This window comes from Phenylobacterium sp. (assembly GCF_031181185.1).
Lineage (GTDB): Bacteria > Pseudomonadota > Alphaproteobacteria > Caulobacterales > Caulobacteraceae > Phenylobacterium.
Genome location: NZ_JAPSKZ010000004.1, coordinates 1 through 20,554, shown reverse-complemented (window position 1 = coordinate 20,554; position 20,554 = coordinate 1). Strand labels below are relative to the sequence as shown.

Here is a 20,554-nt window from a genome sequence, read left to right as displayed (position 1 = left end):
TGTCCAGGGGCTCGCCGCAGACAAGACTCCTACCCGGTTTCCCGAACCATAACGCCGTGGCCGAACTTGGATGAAATGCTCCGCGCGCGCGGATCTTGCCGGGGAACGTCGGGTCTGGACGGCCGCATTCCGCCGCCGGGTTATGCGGCCAACCGATAGAAGCGGGCGGCGTTGTCGTGGAAGATCGCCTGCTTGTCCGCCGCGGTCAGGAAGGTCGCGGATTCCACGCCCTCGATCGCCAGGCCGATGGCCTCGGGCCAGAACATCTGGTCCGACCCGAACATGATGCGATCGCTGAAGCCCGCGTCGACCAGCCTGCGCAGGTAGTCGTGAAATTGCCGGCGCGGCATGATCCAGCTGACGGCGCCCGTGTCGACGCTCACGTTCGGATACAGCGACAGCATGGCGATCGTGTCCTCGAGGAACGGCGCCCCCAGGTGCATCAGGTTCAGCCGCAGCTTCGGATGTCGATGGAGGGCGTCCTCGATCAGCGCCGGGTTGCCGATCACTGGAAAGCCCCCTCGCCGCCGCCGGCCACCAGCCGGCCGCAGGCGCCCTGACTAAGCGATGCCGCAGGCGCATCAATGACGTCTGAGGTCATGGTTGGCGCTTGCCCAAACGTCAGTAGGCCAGCCGCTATCTTGAAATCGGACACCTTCCGAGGCTTCGAGGCGGGCCTGAGGGTCCGCAACTTGGCGCCTATCAGCGGTATGTCTGTCGGTTTCGCGCGAAAGTGTTGGCGCCAACCAGGACCTACGCAGGCGCCGCGACAACATGGAGCCGGCTGGAAAGCGTCGCTGGTGGGCCCGGCAGGACTCGAACCTGCAACCAGACCGTTATGAGCGGCCGGCTCTAACCATTGAGCTACAGGCCCCAGCAGCGGTTGCGCCGGTTACCACGGGCTGCACGGGCCTTAAAGCTTGCGTTCAGGTGGAGCTTGGGAGTTTCAGGGTCAAGGTCCGCTCCCCCAGGACCCAAGGAGACCTCGATGAAGACCCTGATGCGCGCTTCTGCGCTCGCGTTCGCCCTGGCCGCCTCGGCCGCTGCGCCGGCCGCCCTGGCGCAAGCCGCGCCGCCCGCGGCCGACACCATGTTCCGCGCCACGACCCTGAATCTCGCGGCCTATGGAGAGACCAAGGTTGCGCCCGACATGGCCACCATCACCCTGGGCGTGATGACCGAGGGCAAGACCGCCGCCGAGGCCATGCAGGCCAACGCCGCGCGCATGAACTCGGTGGTGGCGAGCCTTCGCCGCTCGGGCCTGGCCGAGAAGGACATCCAGACGTCAAACCTGAACCTCAGCCCGCAATACCGGTACCAGGAGAACCAGCCGCCGGTGCTGGTCGGCTACCAGGCGTCCAATACGGTGACGATCACCGTGCGCGACCTGAAGCGCCTCGGCGCCGCCGTCGACGCCTCGGTTGGCGCGGGCGCCAACCAGGTGCACGGGATCAGCTTCGGCCTGGACGACCGTACCGCGGCGGAAAACGCCGCCCGCGAACAGGCGGTGAAGGCGCTGGGCGCCAAGGCCGACCTCTACGCCCGCGCCACCGGCCACCGCGTGACGCGGCTGGTGACCCTGAGCGAAGGGACGGCGTCCTACCCGGTCCCGCCGCCGATGCCGATGATGGAAGCCGCCTCGTTCCGGGGCAAAGCCGCCGACACGTCGGTCTCGCCGGGCGAACTCACCGTCCGCGTCGACATCACCGGCCTCTACGAGCTTTCCCGCTAGGACCCGCTCGCGCCCGCCCGGCGGAAGGCGGCCTCCAGCCGATCGGCCATCATCCGGCCTGGGAAGCTGCGGTCGCCTTCCATGACGGCGGCATAGACCTGGTCCTTGCCGGCGATGGGCCCCGCCGCCCAGCCGACGCCGCGCGATCGGTCGGGCAGGGTCGGGCAGCTCAGGTATCGGGGCCGCCCGTCCTTCGCCACGGCCTCCAACAGGTCGCCCACGGCCATCTCGCCCGCGCCCTCGCAGTCCGGGTACTTTTTCGCGCAGGCGGTGGCGGTGTTGTAGCGATACAGCGTCTTGCCGCCGCGCTCGGCGATCAGCACGCAGGTGTTGGGATCGCCGACGGCCCGGGAGACCGCCTCGTCCAGGCGCGCCTTGTCCACGCCGGGCGGCGCGTCGGGCGAGCAGGCGGAAAGCAGGCCCCAGGCGAGGCCTGCGGCGAGGATGAGCTTAGGCGGCCTTCTTGATCTCGTTGCCATCGTCCAGCAGCACGACCGTGGGGGAATAGTTGCGGGCCTCTTCGGCCGGCAGCATCCCATAGGTGACGACGATCACCTTGTCGCCCTTCTGAACGAGGCGGGCCGCCGCTCCGTTCACGCCGATGACGCGCGAACCCCTGGGGGCTTCGATCGCGTAGGTCGTGAACCGCGCGCCGGTAGTGATGTTCAGCACGTCCACCTGCTCGTGCGGCAGGATGCCCGACGCGTCCAGCAGGTCGCGGTCGATGGCGATGGAGCCTTCGTAGTCCAGGTCGGCCTGGGTGACCGTGGCCCGGTGCAGCTTGGACTTCATCAGGGTGAGCAGCATGCGGAGATCGTCCTCATCGACGCTGTGAGCCGCGGGAGGCACACACAAAGCCCAAACCCGAACTGGGCCCGCACGGAAGGCGAGGCGCATATACGCACGAAGATGGCCCCGTTCAATGCCGCAATGCAGCGCAGGCGCCGCAGCGTCAGGCAAGGCTTGAACCCCTTACGCCGTAAGGCCTTGGCGCCGCGGCCGTGGAAGGGCTTCGGCGCGCCCCCGCCCGACTTCCGGTGCGCTGCAGCACGGCGAGGCCCGCCCGCGGGCGCAACCCAACCGCGGCGCGCCCGGTTCTTAGCCCGAGACCTTGCAGGAGAGCGGCCATGAGCGAGCCCGAACGGCATTCCGGCGAGTCCATCACCATCATGCGGGTGGACCCGATCTACGACACCGGCATCCTGGTGACGTGCCCGGCGCAGGAGGCGGACGGCCGCCTGCCCGACCGTCACTCGGCCTACCACGACAACATCTCCCCGCCGCTGCAGTGGTCCAGCGTGCCCGACGTGAAGGCCTGGGCGATCATCGTCGAGGACCCTGACGCTCCGCGCGAGGAGCCCTTCGTCCACTGGATGCTCTGGAACATCCGCGGCGAGGTCACCCGGATCCCCGAGGGTCTCGGCAACGAGCCGAAGCTGGTCTCCCCCCAGGGCGCGATCCAGGGGAAGAACGACATGGGCGGCTATGGCTGGTTTGGCCCGCGTCCGCCGTCCGGCCACGGCATGCATCGCTACTACTTCCAGGTCTTCGCCCTGAACGACTGGATCGAGATGGGCCCGGACACCCCGCTGAACGAGCTGCTCAACGCGCTCAAGGCCCGCACGTTGGCCAAGGGCGAGATGATGGCCACCTACGAGGCGCCGACCGAACAGTAGGCTTTCCTTGACGGACCTCGCGTCACTCGGGCGCTATGCCGGGTGAACAGCGATAAGGTCAGGGAGGTCAGGATGGACGGCGCTCAGGTGTTGGGCGGTTTCGACCGCGAAGCTCTGGGGCAGGTCCCCGCCGCGCTGCAGGGGTTCGTCGACCAGGGCGCGCTGTCCGGGATCGTCACCCTGGTGTGGCGCCGCGGCGAGGTCGCCCAGGTGAACGCCCTGGGCTACCGCGATCTGGCGGCCAAGGCGCCGATGCAGCGGGACACGCTGTTCCGCATCGCCTCGATGACCAAGCCCGTCACCTCCGTCGCGGCCATGATGTTGGTCGAAGAAGGCAAGCTGAAGCTGGACGATCCCATCACCCGGTGGATACCCGAGCTCGCCAACATGAAGGTCCTGAAGGACCCCGCGGGTCCCCTCGACCAGACCTACCCGGCGCCGCGCGACATCACGGTCGAGGACCTGCTGACCCACCGCTCGGGCCTGGCCTACGCCTTCACCTCCATGGGCCCGATCGCCCACGCCCACGAGAAGACCCTGGGCCCGCCGCTAGGCTACGGCGTCACGCCCGACTGGTGGCTTGAGAAGCTTGGAACCCTGCCTCTGAGCTACGCGCCGGGCGAGCGCTTCCACTACAGCCACGCGACCGAGGTGCTGGGTTTCCTGGTCGCCCGCATCGAAGGCAAGCGCCTTGGCGAGGTGCTGAAGAGCCGGATCTTCGACCCGCTTGGCATGCACGACACCGACTTCTGGATGCCGGCGGACAAGGCCAGCCGCATGGCCAAGCTTTACAAGGCGCCGATCGACGGCGGGCCGCTGGAGGACGCCTCCTGGCCCGAGCCGCCGACGCGTTTCGAGTTCGAAGCCGGCGGCGGCGGCCTGATCTCGACCGCCGACGACTACCTGAAGTTCGCCCGCATGATGCTGGGCCGTGGCGAAGTGGACGGCGTCCGCCTGCTGAAGCCCGAGACGGTCGACCTGATGCGCGCCAACCGGCTGACGGAGGAGCAACGCAGCCACGGCTTCCTGGGCATGCCCTTCTGGCTTAGCCAAGGGTTCGGCCTTGGCGTGTCGATGATCCTGGACGCCGAGAAGCACCAGTGGATGGGCGCGGGCGGCGAAGGGGCGTTCGGCTGGCCGGGCGCCTTCGGCACCTGGTGGCAGGCCGATCCCACCGAGGACATGATCCTGATCTTCTTGATCCAGGACTCCATGCCGCTCGGCCCCGAGGCGGTGACGGCCATGCAGGGCCAACGCCCGTCGGGACGCCTCGCCTTGCCCGTCTTCCAGAAGACGGTCTACGCCGCGCTTGGGAAGTAGCCGGGAACGCCGCTCCGGCTGGCCGGTTGAGCCTTCGAAGGAGGCTCGACATGGCTCAGCGCAAGGACTCTCCCAACACCCCCACCAAGGGCGGATCGGAAAAGGCCGCCCAGACCGGCGGCGGCAACGCCAAGTCCGCGGGTGCGGGCGGCGGCAAGGGCGCCTCGTCCACCGCCAAGGCCGATGGCGTGCGCAACACGACCGCCCGTCGCGAGAAGGCCTCGCCTGGCGGCCGCAAGCGCGGCGAAACCTCGGCGGCCGACCGAGCCTAGGGCCGACGCGGCGCGACGCAGATCTGGCGGCCGTCGATCCGGTCGCCCTCGAGCGAGCCGTCGCGCGAGGCTTCCCGCCGAACGCGGTTGAGCGCCACGTTCTCGGATGGCGGCCTCTCGCCGGGCCCGCAGATCGGCACGCGCGTGCGCATGCCGCCCGCAGGGCAGGTGCAGATGAACTCGCTCTGGTCCGTACGGCTGGCCGGCACGCGGCAAGCCGCCGGCACGGTGTCGCCGCTGACCTCGATGCACTGGATGGTCCAGGTGGGCGGCCGCTCGTTGATCGGCTGGGCCTGGACGGCGCCGGCCGCGAACGCGGCCACGGCCGCTAGGATGTGAACGCGCATGGGGCGTCTCCTTCGATGGCCGCATGATACGCGCGCGGATGACCCGTTCACCATGTCCTTCAGCAAGAACTTAAGGCTGCGTGGGCCATGACGGCCGCATGGACGCGCTTTCCATCGCCCGCGGCGGCCTCGCCGCCGCCGAGCGCCGCTTCGAGACGGCGGCCAGCCGGATCGCCCAGGCGCCGGGCGACGAGACGATCGACCTGGGCCGCGAGATGGTCGAGATGGTCCAGGCCAAGCACCACTTCTCGGCCAACCTGAAGGTCATCCGGTTCGCCGACGAGATGTGGAAGTCGCTTCTCGAAATTCAGGTACGCTGAGCCGCCCGCGGCGGTGGACCGAACCGCCGCCGTGACGCAGAATGCCGGGACGCGCGGCGCAAGGATCGCGCGACGACCGGGGGATCTGCCTGTGCACCGTCTGACGCCCAAGTTGGCCCTTGGGGCCGCCGCGGCCCTGCTGCTCGCCGGCTGCCAGCCGAAGGCCGAACAGCAATACACCGGGCTCGACATGCAGGAGCTGATGGCGCACGTGGTCGACCCCGCCGCAGACGCGTTCTGGGCCGGGTCGGGCTACGAGATCACCGAAGCCGGCGAGCGAGACCTCTCGCCGACCACCGACGAAGGCTGGAAGGTGGTGGAGGACGGCGCCGCCACGGTCGCCGAAGCCGCCAACCTGCTGATCCTTCCGGGGCGGCCGCGCGAACCGGCCGACGAGTGGACCAAGTACGCCAAGGCGATGCAGGCGCGTGCGCTCGAGGCCAAGGCCGCGGCCGAGCGCAAGGACAAACAGGCGGTCTTCGAAACCGGGGCGGCGCTCTACCAGAGCTGCGTCGCCTGCCACGAGAAGTTCGTGATCCTCCCGGAAGAGGATCGCGAGGCGAACACCAGATAGAAAAAGGGGAGCCTCTCGGCTCCCCTTTCCAATTCCGATCGGATCGGACGCCTAGCGCTCGCTGGCGTCGGCGCCGTCCTTCGGCGCGCCGGTGCCCGACGAGCCCATGAAGATCTTGCGGCCGTCGGGGAAGGTCACGTCGCGGCCGTTGGCCTTGCAGGCCGGCTTGCAGACCTTGTCCTTCGACTGGTAGCCGCGCACCACGATCTCGGTGCCGGGCTTCAGCGAGTTGCGGTCGATGCCGGCGCGCAGCAGCGTGTTGGGCGTGCCGCCTTCCACCATCCAGGCGCCCTGGGCGTACTGCGGGTTGGTGTTGTTGATGTGCACCCAGGCGTGCGGATTGATCCATTCCACGCGGGTCACCTTGCCGCGAAGCAGCACAGGCGCCTTGCCGTCGAACTCCGCCGCGAACGCGTGGTGGGCCACCGCCGCGCCGCCGGCGACCGCGCCGCCCAGGGCCGCGCCGATGACAGCGCCAATGATCCAGTTCGTCTTATTCATCTTGCGCCTCCAACGCCGGATGCCGTGTCTATCCTCGGGTCACGTTGCTGACGGCCGCATGAACGGCCGCCAGGATCTCGTCTCGCTTACTTCAGCGGCTCTTTCCGCAGGTGGCCGTACATGAGCTCTTCCACGAACTCGACGCACTTGAACTGGTTAAGCTGCGCGTCCTCGCCCTGCCGCTTGTAGAGGTTCATGCTCATCTTCCACGGCTTGGTGAAGGTGTTGGGGTCGGTGATGGTCGCCTCGTAGCGCATGGTCATCGGCCCGGTGGGCGTATAGCGCTCGACCACGGTCATCTGGTCCGAGTGATGGTTGCCGGCCCGGTCGAACCAGGTGCGGTCGTTCTGGCCGGTGACGGTGACGACCAGCGTGTCGCCCTCCCACTTGGCCACCGACTGACCCATCCAGCTGTCCACCGGCGGCGGACCCGGATCGTCGAACATCAGGTTGCGCACGGCGCCCGCGTATTCGTAGGCGATCATCATGCCCGCGTCGGATTGGAAGATCTGGAAGGGCAGGTGCATGTAGTTGGCGCGCGGCACGCCCGGCAGGTAGCACTTCACCTCGGGGTCGCGTTCCAGATAGTTCGCGCGGTTCTCGTCGCGCACCTTCTTGGCCTCGGGCGTGTAGGGGATCTCGCCGCCTTCGACGACGCCCAGGCCGCCGGGGACGGCGCCGACGGCGCCCAGGGCCAGGACTTCCTTCGCCGGCACCGGGATGATCGGGCCCGGACGCATCTGCAGCGCGGCGCGCGCGGCGTGGGGCTCGACGTCCCAGCCGGCCGAGTTCATCACCTGCCAGACGCCGTTCAGGTCGGGTTGCTTGGTGCCGGCCAGTCGCGGCGCCTTGTAGGACGCGGCCGCCTTGGCCTTCGGCTGCGCCACGGCCGCCGTTCCGCTCACCATCAGGCCGGCCACAGCCAGCGCCGCCACGATTCGGATCATGCTCTCGTTTCCCCCGACGCCCCGTCCGCACAAGCGGCGAAGTCGTTCTTTGACGTTCAGCCTAAACATCGTTCAGTCGCCGCGCCAGCCTACGCCCGCGCTTTGACAAAACCTCTCGCGGCGACTAGCGGGCGGCATGGCGCTGCGAACCCTCTTCGTCACCCCGATCTACGAAGCCAGCCTTACAACAGACCGGTTGTTCGAAAATTTCAATGCCGAGATTTTCGAGGCCTGCCGGATGCTCGAGGCCGAGGACGCCGCCGGCCGCGCCTGGTGCCGCGAGCACGGCTACGGCGGCTATACGTCCTACGCCTCGCTGGGCGACCTCCCGCAGCGGGCCAGCGTCTTCGCCGAGTTGAAGTCCAAGCTGGACCGGCACGCGAGGACCTTCGCCGAAGCCTTGCATTTCGACCTCGGGCGCGGCCGTCTGAAGCTGGACAGCGTGTGGGTGAACATCCTGAAGCCGGGCGCCGCGCACACGGGCCACATCCACCCGCACAGCGTGCTCTCGGGCACCTACTATGTGGCGGTCCCGCCCGGCGCCAGCGCGCTCAAGATCGAGGACCCGCGGCTGCCGCTGATGATGGCCGCGCCGCCAAGACGTCCGGACGCGCCGGAGGAGGCCCAGCCCTTCGTCTATCTGCAGCCCCAGCCGGGCACGCTCTACATGTGGGAGAGCTGGCTGCGGCACGAGGTGCCGGCCAACCGCGCCAAGGCCCCGCGGGTCTCGATCAGTTTCAACTACGGCTGGCGCTAGGATCACGCCGCAAGTCTAGCCGGCGGCCTGCGGCCCTCCATGACCGCGGGCGCCAAAGCCATGACCGGGCGTCTCAGCGGTCGGCCGAGACGGCCTGCGTACCAAACTTGCCGCCGAAGAAGTCGCCGCGGTTCCACGCCGGCCGCTGGGCGGCGTCGGCCAGTTCGCGGGCGATCTCGTAATTGATCTTCGCGAACTTGGCGCCGGCGGCGTAGTCGATCGGCTGCGAGAGGTCGTCGCAGACTTTGTGGTAGCAGTCCTTCAGGAAGCCGCGGAACTTGGCCTCGCCGCCGTTCGCGAAGCCGGTCATCAGGAAGGTCGACGGCACGCCCACCTCCACGAAGCGGTAGTGGTCCGAGCGCGTGAACAGCCCCTCTTCCGGCAACGGGTCGGGCGACAGCTGGATGCCGGTGCGCTCGGCGGCCCGGCGCACCGCAGGCCCGATCGTCGAACGCTCGGCCCCGAACGCCACCACATCGGTGAAGTCGTAGGTCAGGATCGGCATGTCGAGGTTGACGTTGGCCACCACCGGCCCCGGGGCCGTGGGGTTGCGGGCGAAGTATTCCGCGCCCACCAGACCCTTCTCCTCGGCCGTGACCAGCAGGAACATCACCGACCGCTTCGGCCGCTGGCCGCTTTCCACGAAGGCGCGCGCCACCTCGAACGTCGTGGCGACGCCGCCGGCGTTGTCCAGCGCCCCGTTGTTGATCTTGTCGGCGCCGTTGGCCGTCTCGCTCACGCCCTCATGGTCGAGGTGGGCCGACAGCACCACCGTCTCGGCCTTCAGCGCGGGGTCCGAGCCTTCCAGCAGGGCGGCGACGTTGCGGCTCTCGCTCTGCGTCAGCTCGCTGCGCATCACGGCGGCCAGCGAGGCCGGCAGGGCGAAGCGCGGGGTCACGCCATCGCGCGTGTCGGCGGCGGCGTAGATCTGGGCCAGGGGGACCTTGGCGTCGGCGAACACCTTCTCCGCGCCTTGCACGCTGAGCGTCCCGAACCCGGGCGTCTTCGGCGCCACCACGAAAGGCGTCCCGGCGCGGTCGCGCCAGGTCATGTTCCAGGAGCGCCAGTGCTTCGCCGACTCCGCGAACGGCCGCATCTTCTCGACGGTCGGCGTGTAGAGCGAGATGAAGCCGACGGCGCCGCGCTTCTCGGCCTCCAGCCGCTTGGTGCGGCCGCTGCGGTAGTAGGCGCGCTCTTCGGTTTGGAACGACCGCGGCGCGCCGTCGAGCGCCACCACGATCTTCCCCTTCACGTCGAGGCCTTTGTAATCGTCGCGCCCGCGCTCGGGCGCCACCAGCCCATAGCCCACGAAGACCAGCGGAGCGTCCGCCTTCAGCTCGGCATGTGACGGCGAGCTGCTGATCGTGAAGTCCTGGCCGGCGACCAGCGGCGTCTCGCGCCCCTTGGCGTCCCGCAGCACCATCGCGCCCTCATCCGCGGCGCGGAACGAGATCATCGGCGTGGTCTGGAAGAAGGTCCCGTTGTCGCCGGCAGGCTTCAGACCCAGCTGGGCGAACTGGGCGGCGGCGTAGTTCGCCGCGATATCGTAGCCGCGCGTGCCGGCTTCCCGCCCCTCGAGCAGGTCGCTCGCCAGGAACGCCATGTGCGCCCGGATCCGCTCGGCGGACGAGACCCCCGCGGGCTGCGCTGCGGCCACGGACGCGAACGAAAGCGCCGCTACGGCGGCGGCCACCAACTTCAACGAACGCATGGAAACTCCCCGGACTTGTCCCGGAGGTTCTAAGCCCGCTGTTTCGCGCCGTCCATGTAGCCGGCGAACCGCTCGAACAAGTAGAGGCTGTCCGTCGGACCGGGGGAGGCTTCGGGGTGGTGCTGGACGCTGAAGACCGGCTTGTCCTTCAGCGCGAGGCCCGCGTTGGTGCCGTCGAACAGGCTGACGTGGGTTTCCACCACCGGCGCGGGCAGGCTGTCGCGGTCCACCGTGAAGCCATGGTTCATCGACACGATCTCGACCTTGCCGGTCGTCAGGTCCTTCACCGGATGGTTCGCGCCGTGGTGGCCCTGGTCCATCTTCACGGTCTTGGCGCCCAGCGCCAGCGCCAGCATCTGGTGGCCGAGGCAGATGCCGAACACCGGCTTGCCGCTCTCCACCAGCTTGCGGATCTCAGGCACCGCGTACTCGCCCGTGGCGGCCGGGTCGCCCGGGCCGTTCGACAGCAGCACGCCGTCCGGGTTGCGCTTGAGGATCTCTTCCGCCGGGGTGTTGGCCGGCACCACGGTCGCCCGCGCGCCCACCGAAGTCAGCGCCCGCAGGATGTTCCGCTTCACACCGTAGTCGACGACCACGACCTCGTACTTGGGATTCTCCAGCGGCTTCGCGTAACCGTCCTCCCAGCTCCACAGGCCCTCGTCGTAGACGAACGGCTGCAGGGTGGTGGCGTCCTTGGCCAGGTCCAGGCCAACCAGACCGTTCCACTCGCGCGCCTTCGCCACCAGAGCGTCCAGGTCGAACTTGCCCTCGGGGTTATGGGCGATCACCGCATGCGGCATGCCGTGCTCGCGGATCCGGCGGGTGAGCGCCCGGGTATCGACGCCAGCCAGGCCCACGACGCCGCGGCGGCTCATCCAGGTCTCGAGGTCGGCGTCAGCGCGCCAGTTGGCCGGCCGCGTCGGCGTGTCGCGGAAGATCGCGCCGCGCGCCGCCGTCTCCGCCGAGCCCGACATCTGCTCGATGTCTTGGATGTTCGTGCCCACGTTGCCCACGTGCGGGAAGGTGAAGGCCACGATCTGGGCCATGTACGAGGGATCGGTCAGGATCTCCTGGTAGCCGGTCATGGCGGTGTTGAAGCACACCTCCCCGACCGCCTCGCCGACGGCGCCGACGCCGATCCCCTGCAGGATGGTCCCGTCCGCCAGGGCCAGAACGCCGGTGACGCCAGGCAGCAGGTCTCGGCTCGTCATCGGCAGGCTCCTTGTGGGCAAACGGCCGCGTAGGTAGTGACTCGGGCTCACGCGGTCAATCAGCGGGGACCCTATGGCGCACATCGATCCGGAACGCGAGGCCTGGGAGGTCTTCAAGAGCCTGCCCCGCGACCAGCCGATCCACATGCTGAACCTGATCAAGCTGAAGCCGGCGGCCGAGTACCCCGAAGGGCACCCGAACCACGGGGAGCCGCTGACCGGCCTCGATGCCTACCGCGCCTATGGCCGCACCACCGCCCACATCTTCAAGCGCCTGGGCGGCCGCCAGGTCTGGGCGGGCAAGCCGCAGGTGATGGTCACGGGTCCGCAGTCCGAAGCCTGGGACCTGGCCTTCATCGCCGAATATCCGAGCGCGGACGCTTTCATCGCCATGGTGCGCGATCCCGAGTACCGCGAGATGGTCCAGCACCGGACGGCCGCCGTCGCCGACTCCCGCCTGCTGCGGCTTGCCCCCGTCGAGCCCGGCGAAGGCTTCGGCGAGTAGGTTGGCGGCCTAGGCTTAGGCCGCGGGCTCGCTTAAGAGCGCGCCCATGCGCATCACCACGGTCGGCCTCGATGCCGACGACACCCTTTGGCACAACGAAGGCATCTTCCGCCTGACCCAGGCCCGCTTCCTGGAGCTGATGGCCGAGCACGCTGAGGGTCCCGTCCTGGAGGCCAAGCTGCGCGAGGTCGAGAAGCGCAACCTCAGGCTCTACGGCTACGGCGTGAAGGGCTTCACGCTGTCGATGATCGAGACGGCCATGGAGCTCACCGACAACAACGCCCCCGGCCGGCTGATCGCCGAGCTGCTGGCGGCGGGCCGCGAGATGCTGAGCCACCCGGTCGAGCCACTGCCCGGCGTCGAGCAAGCCCTGGCCGAGCTGGAAGGATACCGGCTGGTGCTGATCACGAAGGGCGACCTGCTGCACCAGGAGCAGAAGCTGGCCGCCTCGGGCCTCGGCGACCTCTTCGCGGCGGTCGAGATCGTGTCGGAGAAGGACGCCTCCACCTACGAGCGCGTGTTCGCCCGCCACGGCACAGGGGCCGCCCAGGCCGTGATGTGCGGCAACTCCATGCGCTCCGACATCCTCCCGGCGCTGGAAGCGGGCGCCTACGCCGCCCACGTCCCCTACCCGCTGATCTGGGAGCATGAGATGGCCGACGCTCCTCAAGGCCATCCCCGTTTCGCCGAACTTGGCTCCATCACCGAGCTGCCGCCCTGGGTGCGCAGCCTCAGCTGAAAAAATCTGCGCCGCTGATGTCACAGCGCCGGCCATCCGACCGTCCTTGGGGCGAGCGACGGAGGGCGGGACATGCTTCGGACCTGGGATCGGTGGCTTTCGGCCGCTCTGGCTCTGGTGCTGGCGGGCAATGCGCTGGCGATGCTGTTCGCCTCGCTGGCATGGTACGGCGCGGTGCCCGGCGTCACCTCCACGGGCCCCTACAACGCCCACTTCGTCCGTGACATCGGCGCGGCCTATCTGGTCGCCGCCCTGGGTCTCGCGTGGTTCGCCTGGCGTCCGCGCGAAGGCTGGCCGGCGCTGGCTGCCGGCGCGGCGTTCCTGACCTTCCACGCGGCGATCCACGTCTACGACGCCAGCTGCGGCGCCAGCCCCTGGGCCGACGTGCGGCGCGACTTCGTGGGCGTCTACCTGTTCGCCGCCATCCCCCTCTTCCTGGCCCTCTTCCGCAGGCCGTCCCATGACTGAGGAGAACGAGATGTTCCTGAAGGCCTACCTGTCCCGCTGGCTCGACGGCTTCGAGAAGACGTTCGACTACGACGCCAGCTACATGCGCCATGTCCTGCGCGTGAACCCGGCCAGCCTGATGAAGTTCGCCTTTGGCACGCGGGCGATGGACGTGAAGGCCGCCCCGCCCGAGGCGCTGGTCGCCGCCGGTCTGGTCGGCACGATGAGCGAGGACTGCGGCCCCTGCGTGCAGGTCGGCGTCGACATCGCCACGGCCCAGGGCGTCGATCCCTCGATCCTGCGGGCCATCATCGCCGGCGACCAGGAAGCCATGGGTGAGACGGCCGCGCTGGCCTACCGCTTCGCCCGCGCCAGCCTCGCCCGGGACATGGAAACCTGCGACCCGCTGCGCGACGAGATCGTCCGCCGGTGGGGCGACAAGGCCCTGGTGGCCATCAGCCTCTCCATCGTCGCCTCGCGCATGTACCCGACGCTCAAGTACGCCCTTGGCTACGGCAAGGCCTGTTCCAAGGTCACTGTGGCCGGCGAGACCGTCGCGCCGCTGAAGCTTGCGGCGTAAGGTGGCGGCCATGGACGCGGCGCTCACAGACGCCTTCGAGGCCCAGCGGCCGCGGCTGAAGCGGCTGGCCTACCGCATGCTGGGCTCCGTCTCTGAGGCCGAGGACGCGGTTCAGGACGCCTGGCTGCGCTGGGTTCGCGCCGCCGAGAAGGTGGACGATCCCGCCGCCTGGCTGGTGCGCGCCACCACCCGTCTCTGCATCGACCGCCTGCGCCGGGCGAAGGCCGAGCGGGAGGCCTACAAGGGCCCCTGGCTGCCCGAACCGCTGATCGAGCCGCTGACCGACGACCCCGTCGAGCGGGCCGAGGACGTGTCGGTGGCCTTCCTGCTCGCGCTCGAGCGGCTGTCGCCCCTGGAGCGGGCGGTCTTCCTGCTGCACGACGTGTTCGACCAGGACTATGCAAGGGTCGCCGAGACGCTGGGCCGGTCCGAGCCCGCCGTGCGCCAGCTGGCCAGCCGGGCCCGCGCCCATGTACAGGAGGCCCGGCCACGCTTTGCGGTGGACGAAGGCCGCGCCAAGCAGCTCGCCGAGGCGTTCCTGCAGGCCACGCTGAACGCCGACTATGCGCGGCTGTCTTCCCTGCTGGCCGAGGATGCGGTGATGGTCAGCGACGGCGGCGGCAAGCGCACCGCGGCGCTGCGCGTGCTGGTCGGCCGCGACGACATCGTCGGCCTCTTCAAAGGCATCCGCTGGCGTGCGGGCTATCCGACCGTCGAGGAGTTCGAGGCCGTCCGCATCAACGGCAGCCCGGGCCTCCTGCTCCAGATGCCGGACGGGCCGCAGACGATCGCCTTCGAGACCGACGGCGACGGCCGCATCGCGCGCATCTATGTGGTCCGAAACCCGGAGAAGCTGGCGCACGTCCGCTAGCGACCGACTCTGTCGCACCGTTTCGGCGCTATCATCCACAGGCGTTCGCGACTCATCCACAGGCTGTCGCGGCGCGAGGTGTTAGCGGTTCCCCATGGTCGGACGGTTCGACGAACGCTTCATCGATGAACTGAAAGGTCGCCTCCGTCCGTCGGACGTGATCGGCAAGAGCGTCAAGCTGCGCAAGCAGGGGCGCGAGTACGTCGGGCTGTCGCCGTTCAACAAGGAGAAGACCCCCTCGTTCTACGTGAACGACGAGAAGGGCCAGTTCTTCGACTTCAGCTCGGGCAAGACCGGCGACATCATCACCTTCGTGCAGGAGACCGAACGGCTCTCCTTCGCCGAGGCCGTCGAGAAGTTGGCCGCCGAGGCGGGCCTCGCCCTCCCCGCTGTCGATCCGCGCGGGGCCGAGCAGGAGAAGAAGCGCCAGGGCCTCGCCGACTGGCTGGAGCTGGCCTGCCAGTGGTTCGAAGCCGAGCTGAGGCGACCGCCCGGCCGCGAGGCCCGCGCCTACCTCGAGAAGCGTGGCCTGCCGGAGAAGGAATGGGCCCGGTTCCGCATCGGCTTCTCGCCGGCCGGGCGCACGGCGCTGAAGGACTACCTCGTCGCCAAGGGCGCGCGACCCGCCGAGCTGGTGGACGCCGGCCTCCTGATAGCGCCGGAAGACGGCGGCCAGCCCTACGATCGCTTCCGCGACCGCATCATCTTCCCGATCCTCGACGTCCGCGGCCGGGTGGTCTCGTTCGGCGGCCGGGCGATGGATCCGCAGGCGCGGGCCAAGTACCTGAATGGCCCCGAAACGGTCGTCTTCCACAAGGGGAACAACCTCTACGGCCTCTCCGAGGCCCGGAAGATCCTGGCCGCGGCGCCCGCCGGCGACGAGCCGCCGCTGGTGGTCGTCGAGGGCTACATGGACGTCATCGCCTGCCAGCGCGCCGGCGTGCCGGCCGTCGCGCCCATGGGCACTGCGCTCACCGAAGAGCAGATGGAGGTGCTGTGGCGCCATCACCCTGAGCCGACGCTCTGCTTCGACGGCGACCGCGCCGGCCGCCAGGCGGCGGGGCGGGCCATCGACCGCGCCCTTCCCCTGCTGAAGCCCGGCAAGAGCTTCAAGTTCGCCCTTGTCGAAGGCGGTAAGGACCCGGACGACGTGCTGCGCGAACAGGGACCCGTGGCCCTGAAGTCCCAGCTCGAGAAGACCACCCCCTTCGCCGAGGCCCTGTTCGTCCGCGAGCGCGACCTCGAGCCGCTGGACACGCCCGAGCGGCGCACCGCGCTCAAGGTCCGGCTGCGCAAGCTGGCCGCCACCATCGCCGACCCCGACCTCGCCCAGGCCTACAAGGAAGACCTGCTGGGACGGTTCGAGCAGCTGTGGCCGACGCAGCAGCCCGTCTACACCGTGGGCGCCGCTGGGCGCGAGCTCGCGCGCCGCCGCTGGGACAAGCGCCCGGCGCTCGCTGGCGCCACGCCCGAGGGGAAGCAGGCCGCGCAGGCGCTGAAGAGCTCCACCCGGCCGCTGGCCGCGGCGCTCGCCATGGCGGCCCTGAAGGACCCCAGCCTCATCGATGACTCCATCGAGCTCCTGGGCGCTCGCGGCTTCGGCGACGAGAAGCTGGACGCCATCGCCCGCGAACTTGTGCAGATCCGCTACGAGACCGGCGAGGCCGAATTCGACGCGGTCGTCCGCCGGCTGCGCTCCCGCGGCGTGCCCGAAGAGGTGCTGGTCAAGCTGGAGAAGGACTCCCGTCGCGCCGGCGTCAGCGCGCCATTCCTCGACGAGACCGCCGCCCGCGAGCGCGTGCGGGTCCTGTGGCGCGAGGCCTTCGACCTCCTGATGAAGCTGGAGGCGCTGGAGCGGGCCGTGGAATCCACTGTGGGCGACGTCGGCCGCGATCCGTCGGCCGCGGCAGCCCTCATGACCCTCAAGGCCGAGCGGGACCACCTGCGCAAGCTGGTCAATTCGGACTGGGCGAACGAGGCGCGCGACAAGCCGGTGCTGCCTCATTAGCCCCCGGCGCAAAACAGCCCTGGCAGTCAGGCTGTCGGGATTTGATCAGCGAAATCATTCTCCTTACGTGGCGTGGGGGCATCTTGACTTCGAGGATGCGCCACGCCATGTGGCGGCGTGCGGATTTAGCGCGCTGTCGACAGGCATCTACCGGGCCGCTGCGACCGAGTTTCGGGCGCGCCCTCTGATGAAGATGATGCCTCCCTCGATGCGTGGTGATCCCAGGGCTTGCGCTGCGGGGGGCGACCTTCGCGGTCGCTTGGACGTGGCCGAGCCATGTCCGGCGAAGCCAAGGGCCCTGAACACGCACGATCAAAACGGAACGAATTAGGCGGATACCGGGTCGTAACGTCGCGGCCCCTTAGCATTTTACCGTCGCCCATTATCTGGGGCCCGCCTCTTGCATGGGGCGGGAGACCCACGTCGGAGACCTCGATGAGCTCGAACACAGCCGAAGCCGAAACGCCCGAAACCACCCAAGGCGACGGCCCGCTGCTCGACCTGACCGACGCCGCGGTCAAGAAGTTCATCAAGCAGGCCAAGGCCCGCGGCTACGTCACGATGGACGAGCTGAACAAGGTCCTGCCGTCCGAGGAAGTGACCTCGGAAGCCATCGAAGACACGCTGGCCATGCTCAACGAGATGGGCGTGAACGTCGTCGAGTCCGAAGAGGACGCCGACGGCGGCGAGGTGGCGGTGCGCGAGGAGAGCGCCGTCGTCGAGACGACCAAGGAGCCCGCCTACGACCGCACGGACGATCCTGTCCGGATGTACCTGCGCGAGATGGGCTCGGTCGAGCTGCTCTCGCGCGAGGGCGAAATCGCCATCGCCAAGCGCATCGAGGCCGGGCGCGACACGATGATCCGCGGGCTGTGCGAAAGCGCGCTCACCTTCGAAGCCATCATGGTGTGGCGCGAGGAGCTGGAAGGCGGCCGCATCCTGCTGCGCGAGGTGATCGACCTCGAACAGACCTACGGCGGCCAGAACCCGCAGGCCGAAGCCTCGCCTGCCGAGGCCGAGCCGGAAGAAGCCGAGGCCGAAGCCGCGCCCGAGGGCGAAGGCGAGAGCGACGACGACTTCGACGACGGCGCCGGCCCGACCATCAGCGCGATGGAGGCCGAGCTGCGCGAAGGCGTCATGGCGACGCTCGACGCCATCGCCGCCGAGTTCGAGGGCTTCCGGCTGCTGCAGGAGAAGCTGGTCGCGGCCCGGCTGAAGGGCCAGGACCTCTCCGACGCCGACCGCAAGGCCTACCAGGCGGCGACGGGCGCCATCGTCCAGCACCTCAAGACCCTGAAGCTGAACAACAACCGCATCGAGGCGCTGGTTGAGCAGCTCTATGCGATCAACAAGCGCCTGATGGTGCTGGAAGGCCGTCTGCTGCGCCTGGCCGACAGCTATGGCATCAGCCGCACGGAGTTCCTGAAGGCCTACTTCGGCCAGGAAATGGCTCCCGACTGGACCGATCAGGTCAAGCAGCTGGGCGTCCGCTGGACCAAGTTCGCCGAGAACGACGCCGGCCAGATCGCCGAGATCCGCAACGAGATCGCCGCCCTGGCGCAGGAAACCGGCGTGCCGATCGACGACTATCGCCGCATCGTCCAGACGGTGCAGAAGGGCGAGCGCGAGGCCCGTCAGGCGAAGAAGGAGATGGTCGAGGCCAACCTGCGCCTCGTGATCTCGATCGCCAAGAAGTACACGAACCGCGGCCTGCAGTTCCTGGACCTGATCCAGGAGGGCAACATCGGCCTGATGAAGGCGGTGGACAAGTTCGAGTACCGCCGCGGCTACAAGTTCTCGACCTACGCCACCTGGTGGATCCGGCAGGCGATCACCCGCTCGATCGCCGACCAGGCCCGCACGATCCGCATCCCGGTGCACATGATCGAGACGATCAACAAGATCGTCCGCACCAGCCGCCAGATGCTGCACGAGATCGGCCGCGAGCCGACGCCGGAAGAGCTGGCCGAGAAGCTGGCCATGCCGCTGGAGAAGGTCCGCAAGGTCCTGAAGATCGCCAAGGAGCCGATCTCGCTCGAAACCCCGATCGGCGACGAGGAGGATTCGCACCTCGGCGACTTCATCGAGGACAAGAACGCGGTCCTGCCGATCGACGCGGCGATCCAGTCGAACCTGCGCGAGACCACCACCCGCGTGCTGGCTTCGCTGACGCCGCGCGAGGAGCGCGTCCTGCGCATGCGCTTCGGCATCGGCATGAACACCGACCACACCCTTGAAGAGGTCGGCCAGCAGTTCAGCGTCACCCGCGAACGGATCCGCCAGATCGAGGCCAAGGCGCTGCGCAAGCTCAAGCACCCGTCCCGTTCGCGGAAGCTGCGCAGCTTCCTCGACAGCTAAGCGGGCGCTCAGCGCGGGATCGTCACCGTCGCACCGGGCGGCGCCTGGTCTATGGTCAGGATCCGCACCGGCTCGTCGCCCAGCACGATCGCCTCGTGCCATTGGTCGACGGCGTCGACCATCCAGTCTCCGGGCTTGGGCTCGGAGACGGTTCCGGTGTCGAGGTTCGTCACCCGCAGTCGTCCCGACAGGATCTGCACGACCCTGGGATAAGGGTGCTTGTGCGCGGCCAGCTTGCCGCCCGGGGCCAACGTCGTCTCCGACACCGTCACCCGGAGCCTGCCCGTCGGCGCCGTGATCGGCTGTCCGGTGAGCGTGGCGTCGATCGCCGCCATGGGCCGCGTGACCGGCGCGGGCTGCGCGGCCGCCGGGGCGGCGGTCAGCAGGGGGATCAGCACGAGGGCGCGTCGCATGGCGCGAGGATCGCCTCCGCCGCCTCGGGACTCAAATCAAAAAGGGCCCGCCGCGTCGCCGCGACGGACCCGTCATCGGTCAGGCGCTCGCTGGGCCTAGGGCCGAGCGCGCAGCCTCGGGTCTTGCCTTCCTAGGCCGCGACCTTCCGCGGCTTGCGCGCTGCGGCGCGCTTGGCCTTGGTGCGCTCCAGGCGGGCCTGGCGCCGCTGCTCGGCCTCGGTCTCCAGGCTGGGCAGGATCTCGGCCGCGGCGGCCTTCTGCTTTTCGTCGCCCTGCTCGCTCAGCCGACGCGCATTCGCCAGCAGGTTCACCACTTCCTCGTCGCTGAGGGCGGGGATTCTCTCGAGCAAGGTCATGGGGTCTCCGATACTTACCGCGCCGTACGGGCGCGCTGCCATCGGAAATAGGCCGCGAGCGGCGACTTAGTTGCGTGAATCAAAAGATAAATCTGCGGGAACCGCGCAGAATCTGCGTTCTTCTGGCCGCGGCATGCGCCGGCGTGCTTGCGTGAGCCGGACTTGCCCTCTAAATCGCCCGCTTAACCTGCAGTTCTAGACGGTGTCGGGCGCGCCAATCTGCGCGGCCGCCCTTGCGCGCGAGAAACATGCCCAAACGCACCGACATCTCCTCGATCCTGATCATCGGCGCCGGCCCGATCGTCATCGGCCAGGCGTGCGAGTTCGACTACTCGGGGGTCCAGGCCTGCAAGGCGCTGCGCGCCGAGGGGTATCGGATCGTGCTGGTGAACTCGAACCCGGCGACGATCATGACCGATCCCGAGATCGCCGACGCCACCTACATCGAGCCGATTACGCCCGAGATGGTCGAGAAGATCATCGAGAAAGAGCGCCCGGACGCCCTCCTGCCCACCATGGGCGGCCAGACCGCCCTGAACACCGCCCTGGCGCTGGAACGCAACGGCGTGCTCGCCAAGTACGGCGTCGAGATGATCGGGGCTAAGGCCGACGTCATCGACAAGGCCGAGGACCGCCAGAAATTCCGCGACGCGATGGACGCGATCGGCCTGGAGAGCCCCCGGTCGCACGTCGCCCACACGCTGGAAGAGGCGATGGTCGGCCTCGAGCAGGTGGGCCTGCCGGCCATCATCCGTCCGTCCTTCACGCTCGCCGGCACCGGCGGCGGCATCGCCTACAACGTCGAGGAGTTCCGCGAGATCGTCGAGCGCGGCCTCGACCTGTCGCCGACCACCGAGGTCCTGATCGAGGAAAGCGTCCTCGGCTGGAAGGAATACGAGATGGAGGTGG

24 protein-coding genes, 1 tRNA gene and 1 pseudogene are annotated in these 20,554 nt (G+C 68.8%); 15 read left to right on the top strand and 11 right to left on the bottom strand.

The window, feature by feature from the left end:
- Positions 1-140: 140 nt before the first annotated feature.
- Positions 141-509, bottom strand: a complete 369-nt coding sequence (locus RIF93_RS00905) for an amidohydrolase family protein (RefSeq protein ID WP_309087519.1) — start codon at positions 507-509, stop codon at positions 141-143.
- Positions 510-798: 289 nt separating this feature from the next.
- Positions 799-874: transfer RNA gene (locus RIF93_RS00900), tRNA-Ile, on the bottom strand.
- 114 nt (positions 875-988) lie between these two features.
- On the opposite strand from RIF93_RS00900, the gene RIF93_RS00895 reads away from it, so the two are divergent.
- A complete protein-coding gene (locus RIF93_RS00895; protein WP_309087518.1) occupies positions 989-1,732 on the top strand; it encodes an SIMPL domain-containing protein in 744 nt (247 codons plus the stop codon).
- Here RIF93_RS00895 and RIF93_RS00890 read toward each other — a convergent pair.
- A complete protein-coding gene (locus RIF93_RS00890; RefSeq protein WP_309087517.1) occupies positions 1,729-2,115 on the bottom strand; it encodes a hypothetical protein in 387 nt (128 codons plus the stop codon). The two genes, RIF93_RS00895 and RIF93_RS00890, sit on opposite strands and share 4 nt — an antisense overlap.
- 67 nt (positions 2,116-2,182) lie before the next feature.
- Positions 2,183-2,539: an aspartate 1-decarboxylase gene (gene panD / locus RIF93_RS00885; RefSeq protein ID WP_309087515.1), complete on the bottom strand. Its 357-nt coding sequence runs from the start codon at positions 2,537-2,539 to the stop codon at positions 2,183-2,185.
- A 320-nt stretch (positions 2,540-2,859) separates the two neighbouring features.
- Between panD and RIF93_RS00880 the strand changes: the two genes are divergently transcribed.
- From RIF93_RS00880 to RIF93_RS00870, 3 genes are all read left to right on the top strand, one after another.
- Positions 2,860-3,408, top strand: coding sequence for a YbhB/YbcL family Raf kinase inhibitor-like protein (locus RIF93_RS00880; RefSeq protein ID WP_309087513.1), 549 nt, complete (start codon positions 2,860-2,862; stop codon positions 3,406-3,408).
- A gap of 72 nt (positions 3,409-3,480) precedes the next feature.
- A complete protein-coding gene (locus RIF93_RS00875) occupies positions 3,481-4,728 on the top strand; it encodes a serine hydrolase domain-containing protein (RefSeq protein ID WP_309087511.1) in 1,248 nt (415 codons plus the stop codon).
- 50 nt (positions 4,729-4,778) lie between these two features.
- Positions 4,779-5,000 carry a hypothetical protein gene (locus RIF93_RS00870; RefSeq protein ID WP_309087509.1) on the top strand — a complete coding sequence of 74 codons (222 nt, stop codon included), beginning with the start codon at positions 4,779-4,781 and terminating at the stop codon, positions 4,998-5,000.
- On the opposite strand, the gene RIF93_RS00865 is transcribed toward RIF93_RS00870, so the two are convergent.
- Positions 4,997-5,347, bottom strand: coding sequence for a hypothetical protein (locus tag RIF93_RS00865; protein WP_309087507.1), 351 nt, complete (start codon positions 5,345-5,347; stop codon positions 4,997-4,999). The genes RIF93_RS00870 and RIF93_RS00865 overlap by 4 nt on opposite strands.
- A 98-nt stretch (positions 5,348-5,445) precedes the next feature.
- Between RIF93_RS00865 and RIF93_RS00860 the strand changes: the two genes are divergently transcribed.
- On the top strand, positions 5,446-5,667 hold the full coding sequence (locus tag RIF93_RS00860) for a flagellar basal body rod C-terminal domain-containing protein (RefSeq protein WP_309087505.1): 222 nt from the start codon (positions 5,446-5,448) through the stop codon (positions 5,665-5,667).
- Between the two features lie 91 nt (positions 5,668-5,758).
- Entirely contained in the window at positions 5,759-6,241 is a 483-nt protein-coding gene (locus RIF93_RS00855) for a hypothetical protein (RefSeq protein WP_309087503.1), read from the top strand.
- Between the two features lie 51 nt (positions 6,242-6,292).
- Here RIF93_RS00855 and RIF93_RS00850 read toward each other — a convergent pair whose 3' ends face one another.
- The gene (locus tag RIF93_RS00850; RefSeq protein WP_309087501.1) at positions 6,293-6,742 is read right to left on the bottom strand and encodes a DUF6152 family protein; all 450 of its coding nucleotides are present in this window, start codon (positions 6,740-6,742) and stop codon (positions 6,293-6,295) included.
- Between the two features lie 86 nt (positions 6,743-6,828).
- On the bottom strand, positions 6,829-7,689 hold the full coding sequence (locus RIF93_RS00845; protein ID WP_309087499.1) for a hypothetical protein: 861 nt from the start codon (positions 7,687-7,689) through the stop codon (positions 6,829-6,831).
- A 136-nt stretch (positions 7,690-7,825) separates the two neighbouring features.
- Between RIF93_RS00845 and RIF93_RS00840 the strand changes: the two genes are divergently transcribed.
- Positions 7,826-8,446, top strand: a complete 621-nt coding sequence (locus tag RIF93_RS00840) for a TIGR02466 family protein (protein WP_309087497.1) — start codon at positions 7,826-7,828, stop codon at positions 8,444-8,446.
- Between the two features lie 73 nt (positions 8,447-8,519).
- Here RIF93_RS00840 and RIF93_RS00835 read toward each other — a convergent pair whose 3' ends face one another.
- Positions 8,520-10,157, bottom strand: coding sequence for a M28 family metallopeptidase (locus RIF93_RS00835; protein ID WP_309087495.1), 1,638 nt, complete (start codon positions 10,155-10,157; stop codon positions 8,520-8,522).
- Positions 10,158-10,186: 29 nt separating this feature from the next.
- Positions 10,187-11,368: a glutamine-hydrolyzing carbamoyl-phosphate synthase small subunit gene (gene carA / locus RIF93_RS00830; protein ID WP_309087493.1), complete on the bottom strand. Its 1,182-nt coding sequence runs from the start codon at positions 11,366-11,368 to the stop codon at positions 10,187-10,189.
- A gap of 73 nt (positions 11,369-11,441) precedes the next feature.
- On the opposite strand from carA, the gene RIF93_RS00825 reads away from it, so the two are divergent.
- The 7 genes from RIF93_RS00825 to rpoD all read left to right on the top strand — a co-directional run bounded on the left by RIF93_RS00825 (position 11,442) and on the right by rpoD (position 18,876).
- The gene (locus RIF93_RS00825) at positions 11,442-11,873 is read left to right on the top strand and encodes a DUF1330 domain-containing protein (RefSeq protein ID WP_309087491.1); all 432 of its coding nucleotides are present in this window, start codon (positions 11,442-11,444) and stop codon (positions 11,871-11,873) included.
- A 46-nt stretch (positions 11,874-11,919) separates the two neighbouring features.
- The gene (locus RIF93_RS00820; RefSeq protein ID WP_309087489.1) at positions 11,920-12,612 is read left to right on the top strand and encodes an HAD family hydrolase; all 693 of its coding nucleotides are present in this window, start codon (positions 11,920-11,922) and stop codon (positions 12,610-12,612) included.
- 72 nt (positions 12,613-12,684) lie between these two features.
- Entirely contained in the window at positions 12,685-13,080 is a 396-nt protein-coding gene (locus RIF93_RS00815) for a hypothetical protein (protein ID WP_309087487.1), read from the top strand.
- A complete protein-coding gene (locus RIF93_RS00810) occupies positions 13,073-13,639 on the top strand; it encodes a hypothetical protein (protein ID WP_309087485.1) in 567 nt (188 codons plus the stop codon). Before RIF93_RS00815 ends, RIF93_RS00810 begins: the two co-directional genes overlap by 8 nt.
- Before the next feature lie 10 nt (positions 13,640-13,649).
- Positions 13,650-14,510 carry an RNA polymerase sigma factor SigJ gene (gene sigJ / locus RIF93_RS00805; protein ID WP_309087483.1) on the top strand — a complete coding sequence of 287 codons (861 nt, stop codon included), beginning with the start codon at positions 13,650-13,652 and terminating at the stop codon, positions 14,508-14,510.
- A gap of 94 nt (positions 14,511-14,604) precedes the next feature.
- The gene (gene dnaG, locus RIF93_RS00800) at positions 14,605-16,518 is read left to right on the top strand and encodes a DNA primase (protein WP_309087481.1); all 1,914 of its coding nucleotides are present in this window, start codon (positions 14,605-14,607) and stop codon (positions 16,516-16,518) included.
- Between the two features lie 435 nt (positions 16,519-16,953).
- Positions 16,954-18,876, top strand: a complete 1,923-nt coding sequence (gene rpoD / locus RIF93_RS00795; RefSeq protein WP_309087479.1) for an RNA polymerase sigma factor RpoD — start codon at positions 16,954-16,956, stop codon at positions 18,874-18,876.
- An 8-nt stretch (positions 18,877-18,884) separates the two neighbouring features.
- Here rpoD and RIF93_RS00790 read toward each other — a convergent pair whose 3' ends face one another.
- Together RIF93_RS00790 and RIF93_RS00785 are read right to left on the bottom strand one after the other, a co-directional pair.
- Positions 18,885-19,289, bottom strand: coding sequence for a cupin domain-containing protein (locus tag RIF93_RS00790; RefSeq protein WP_309087477.1), 405 nt, complete (start codon positions 19,287-19,289; stop codon positions 18,885-18,887).
- Between the two features lie 131 nt (positions 19,290-19,420).
- Positions 19,421-19,645, bottom strand: a complete 225-nt coding sequence (locus RIF93_RS00785; protein ID WP_309087475.1) for a hypothetical protein — start codon at positions 19,643-19,645, stop codon at positions 19,421-19,423.
- A 248-nt stretch (positions 19,646-19,893) separates the two neighbouring features.
- Between RIF93_RS00785 and RIF93_RS00780 the strand changes: the two are divergent.
- A pseudogene (locus RIF93_RS00780) lies at positions 19,894-20,554 on the top strand (carbamoyl phosphate synthase large subunit); the annotation flags it as partial.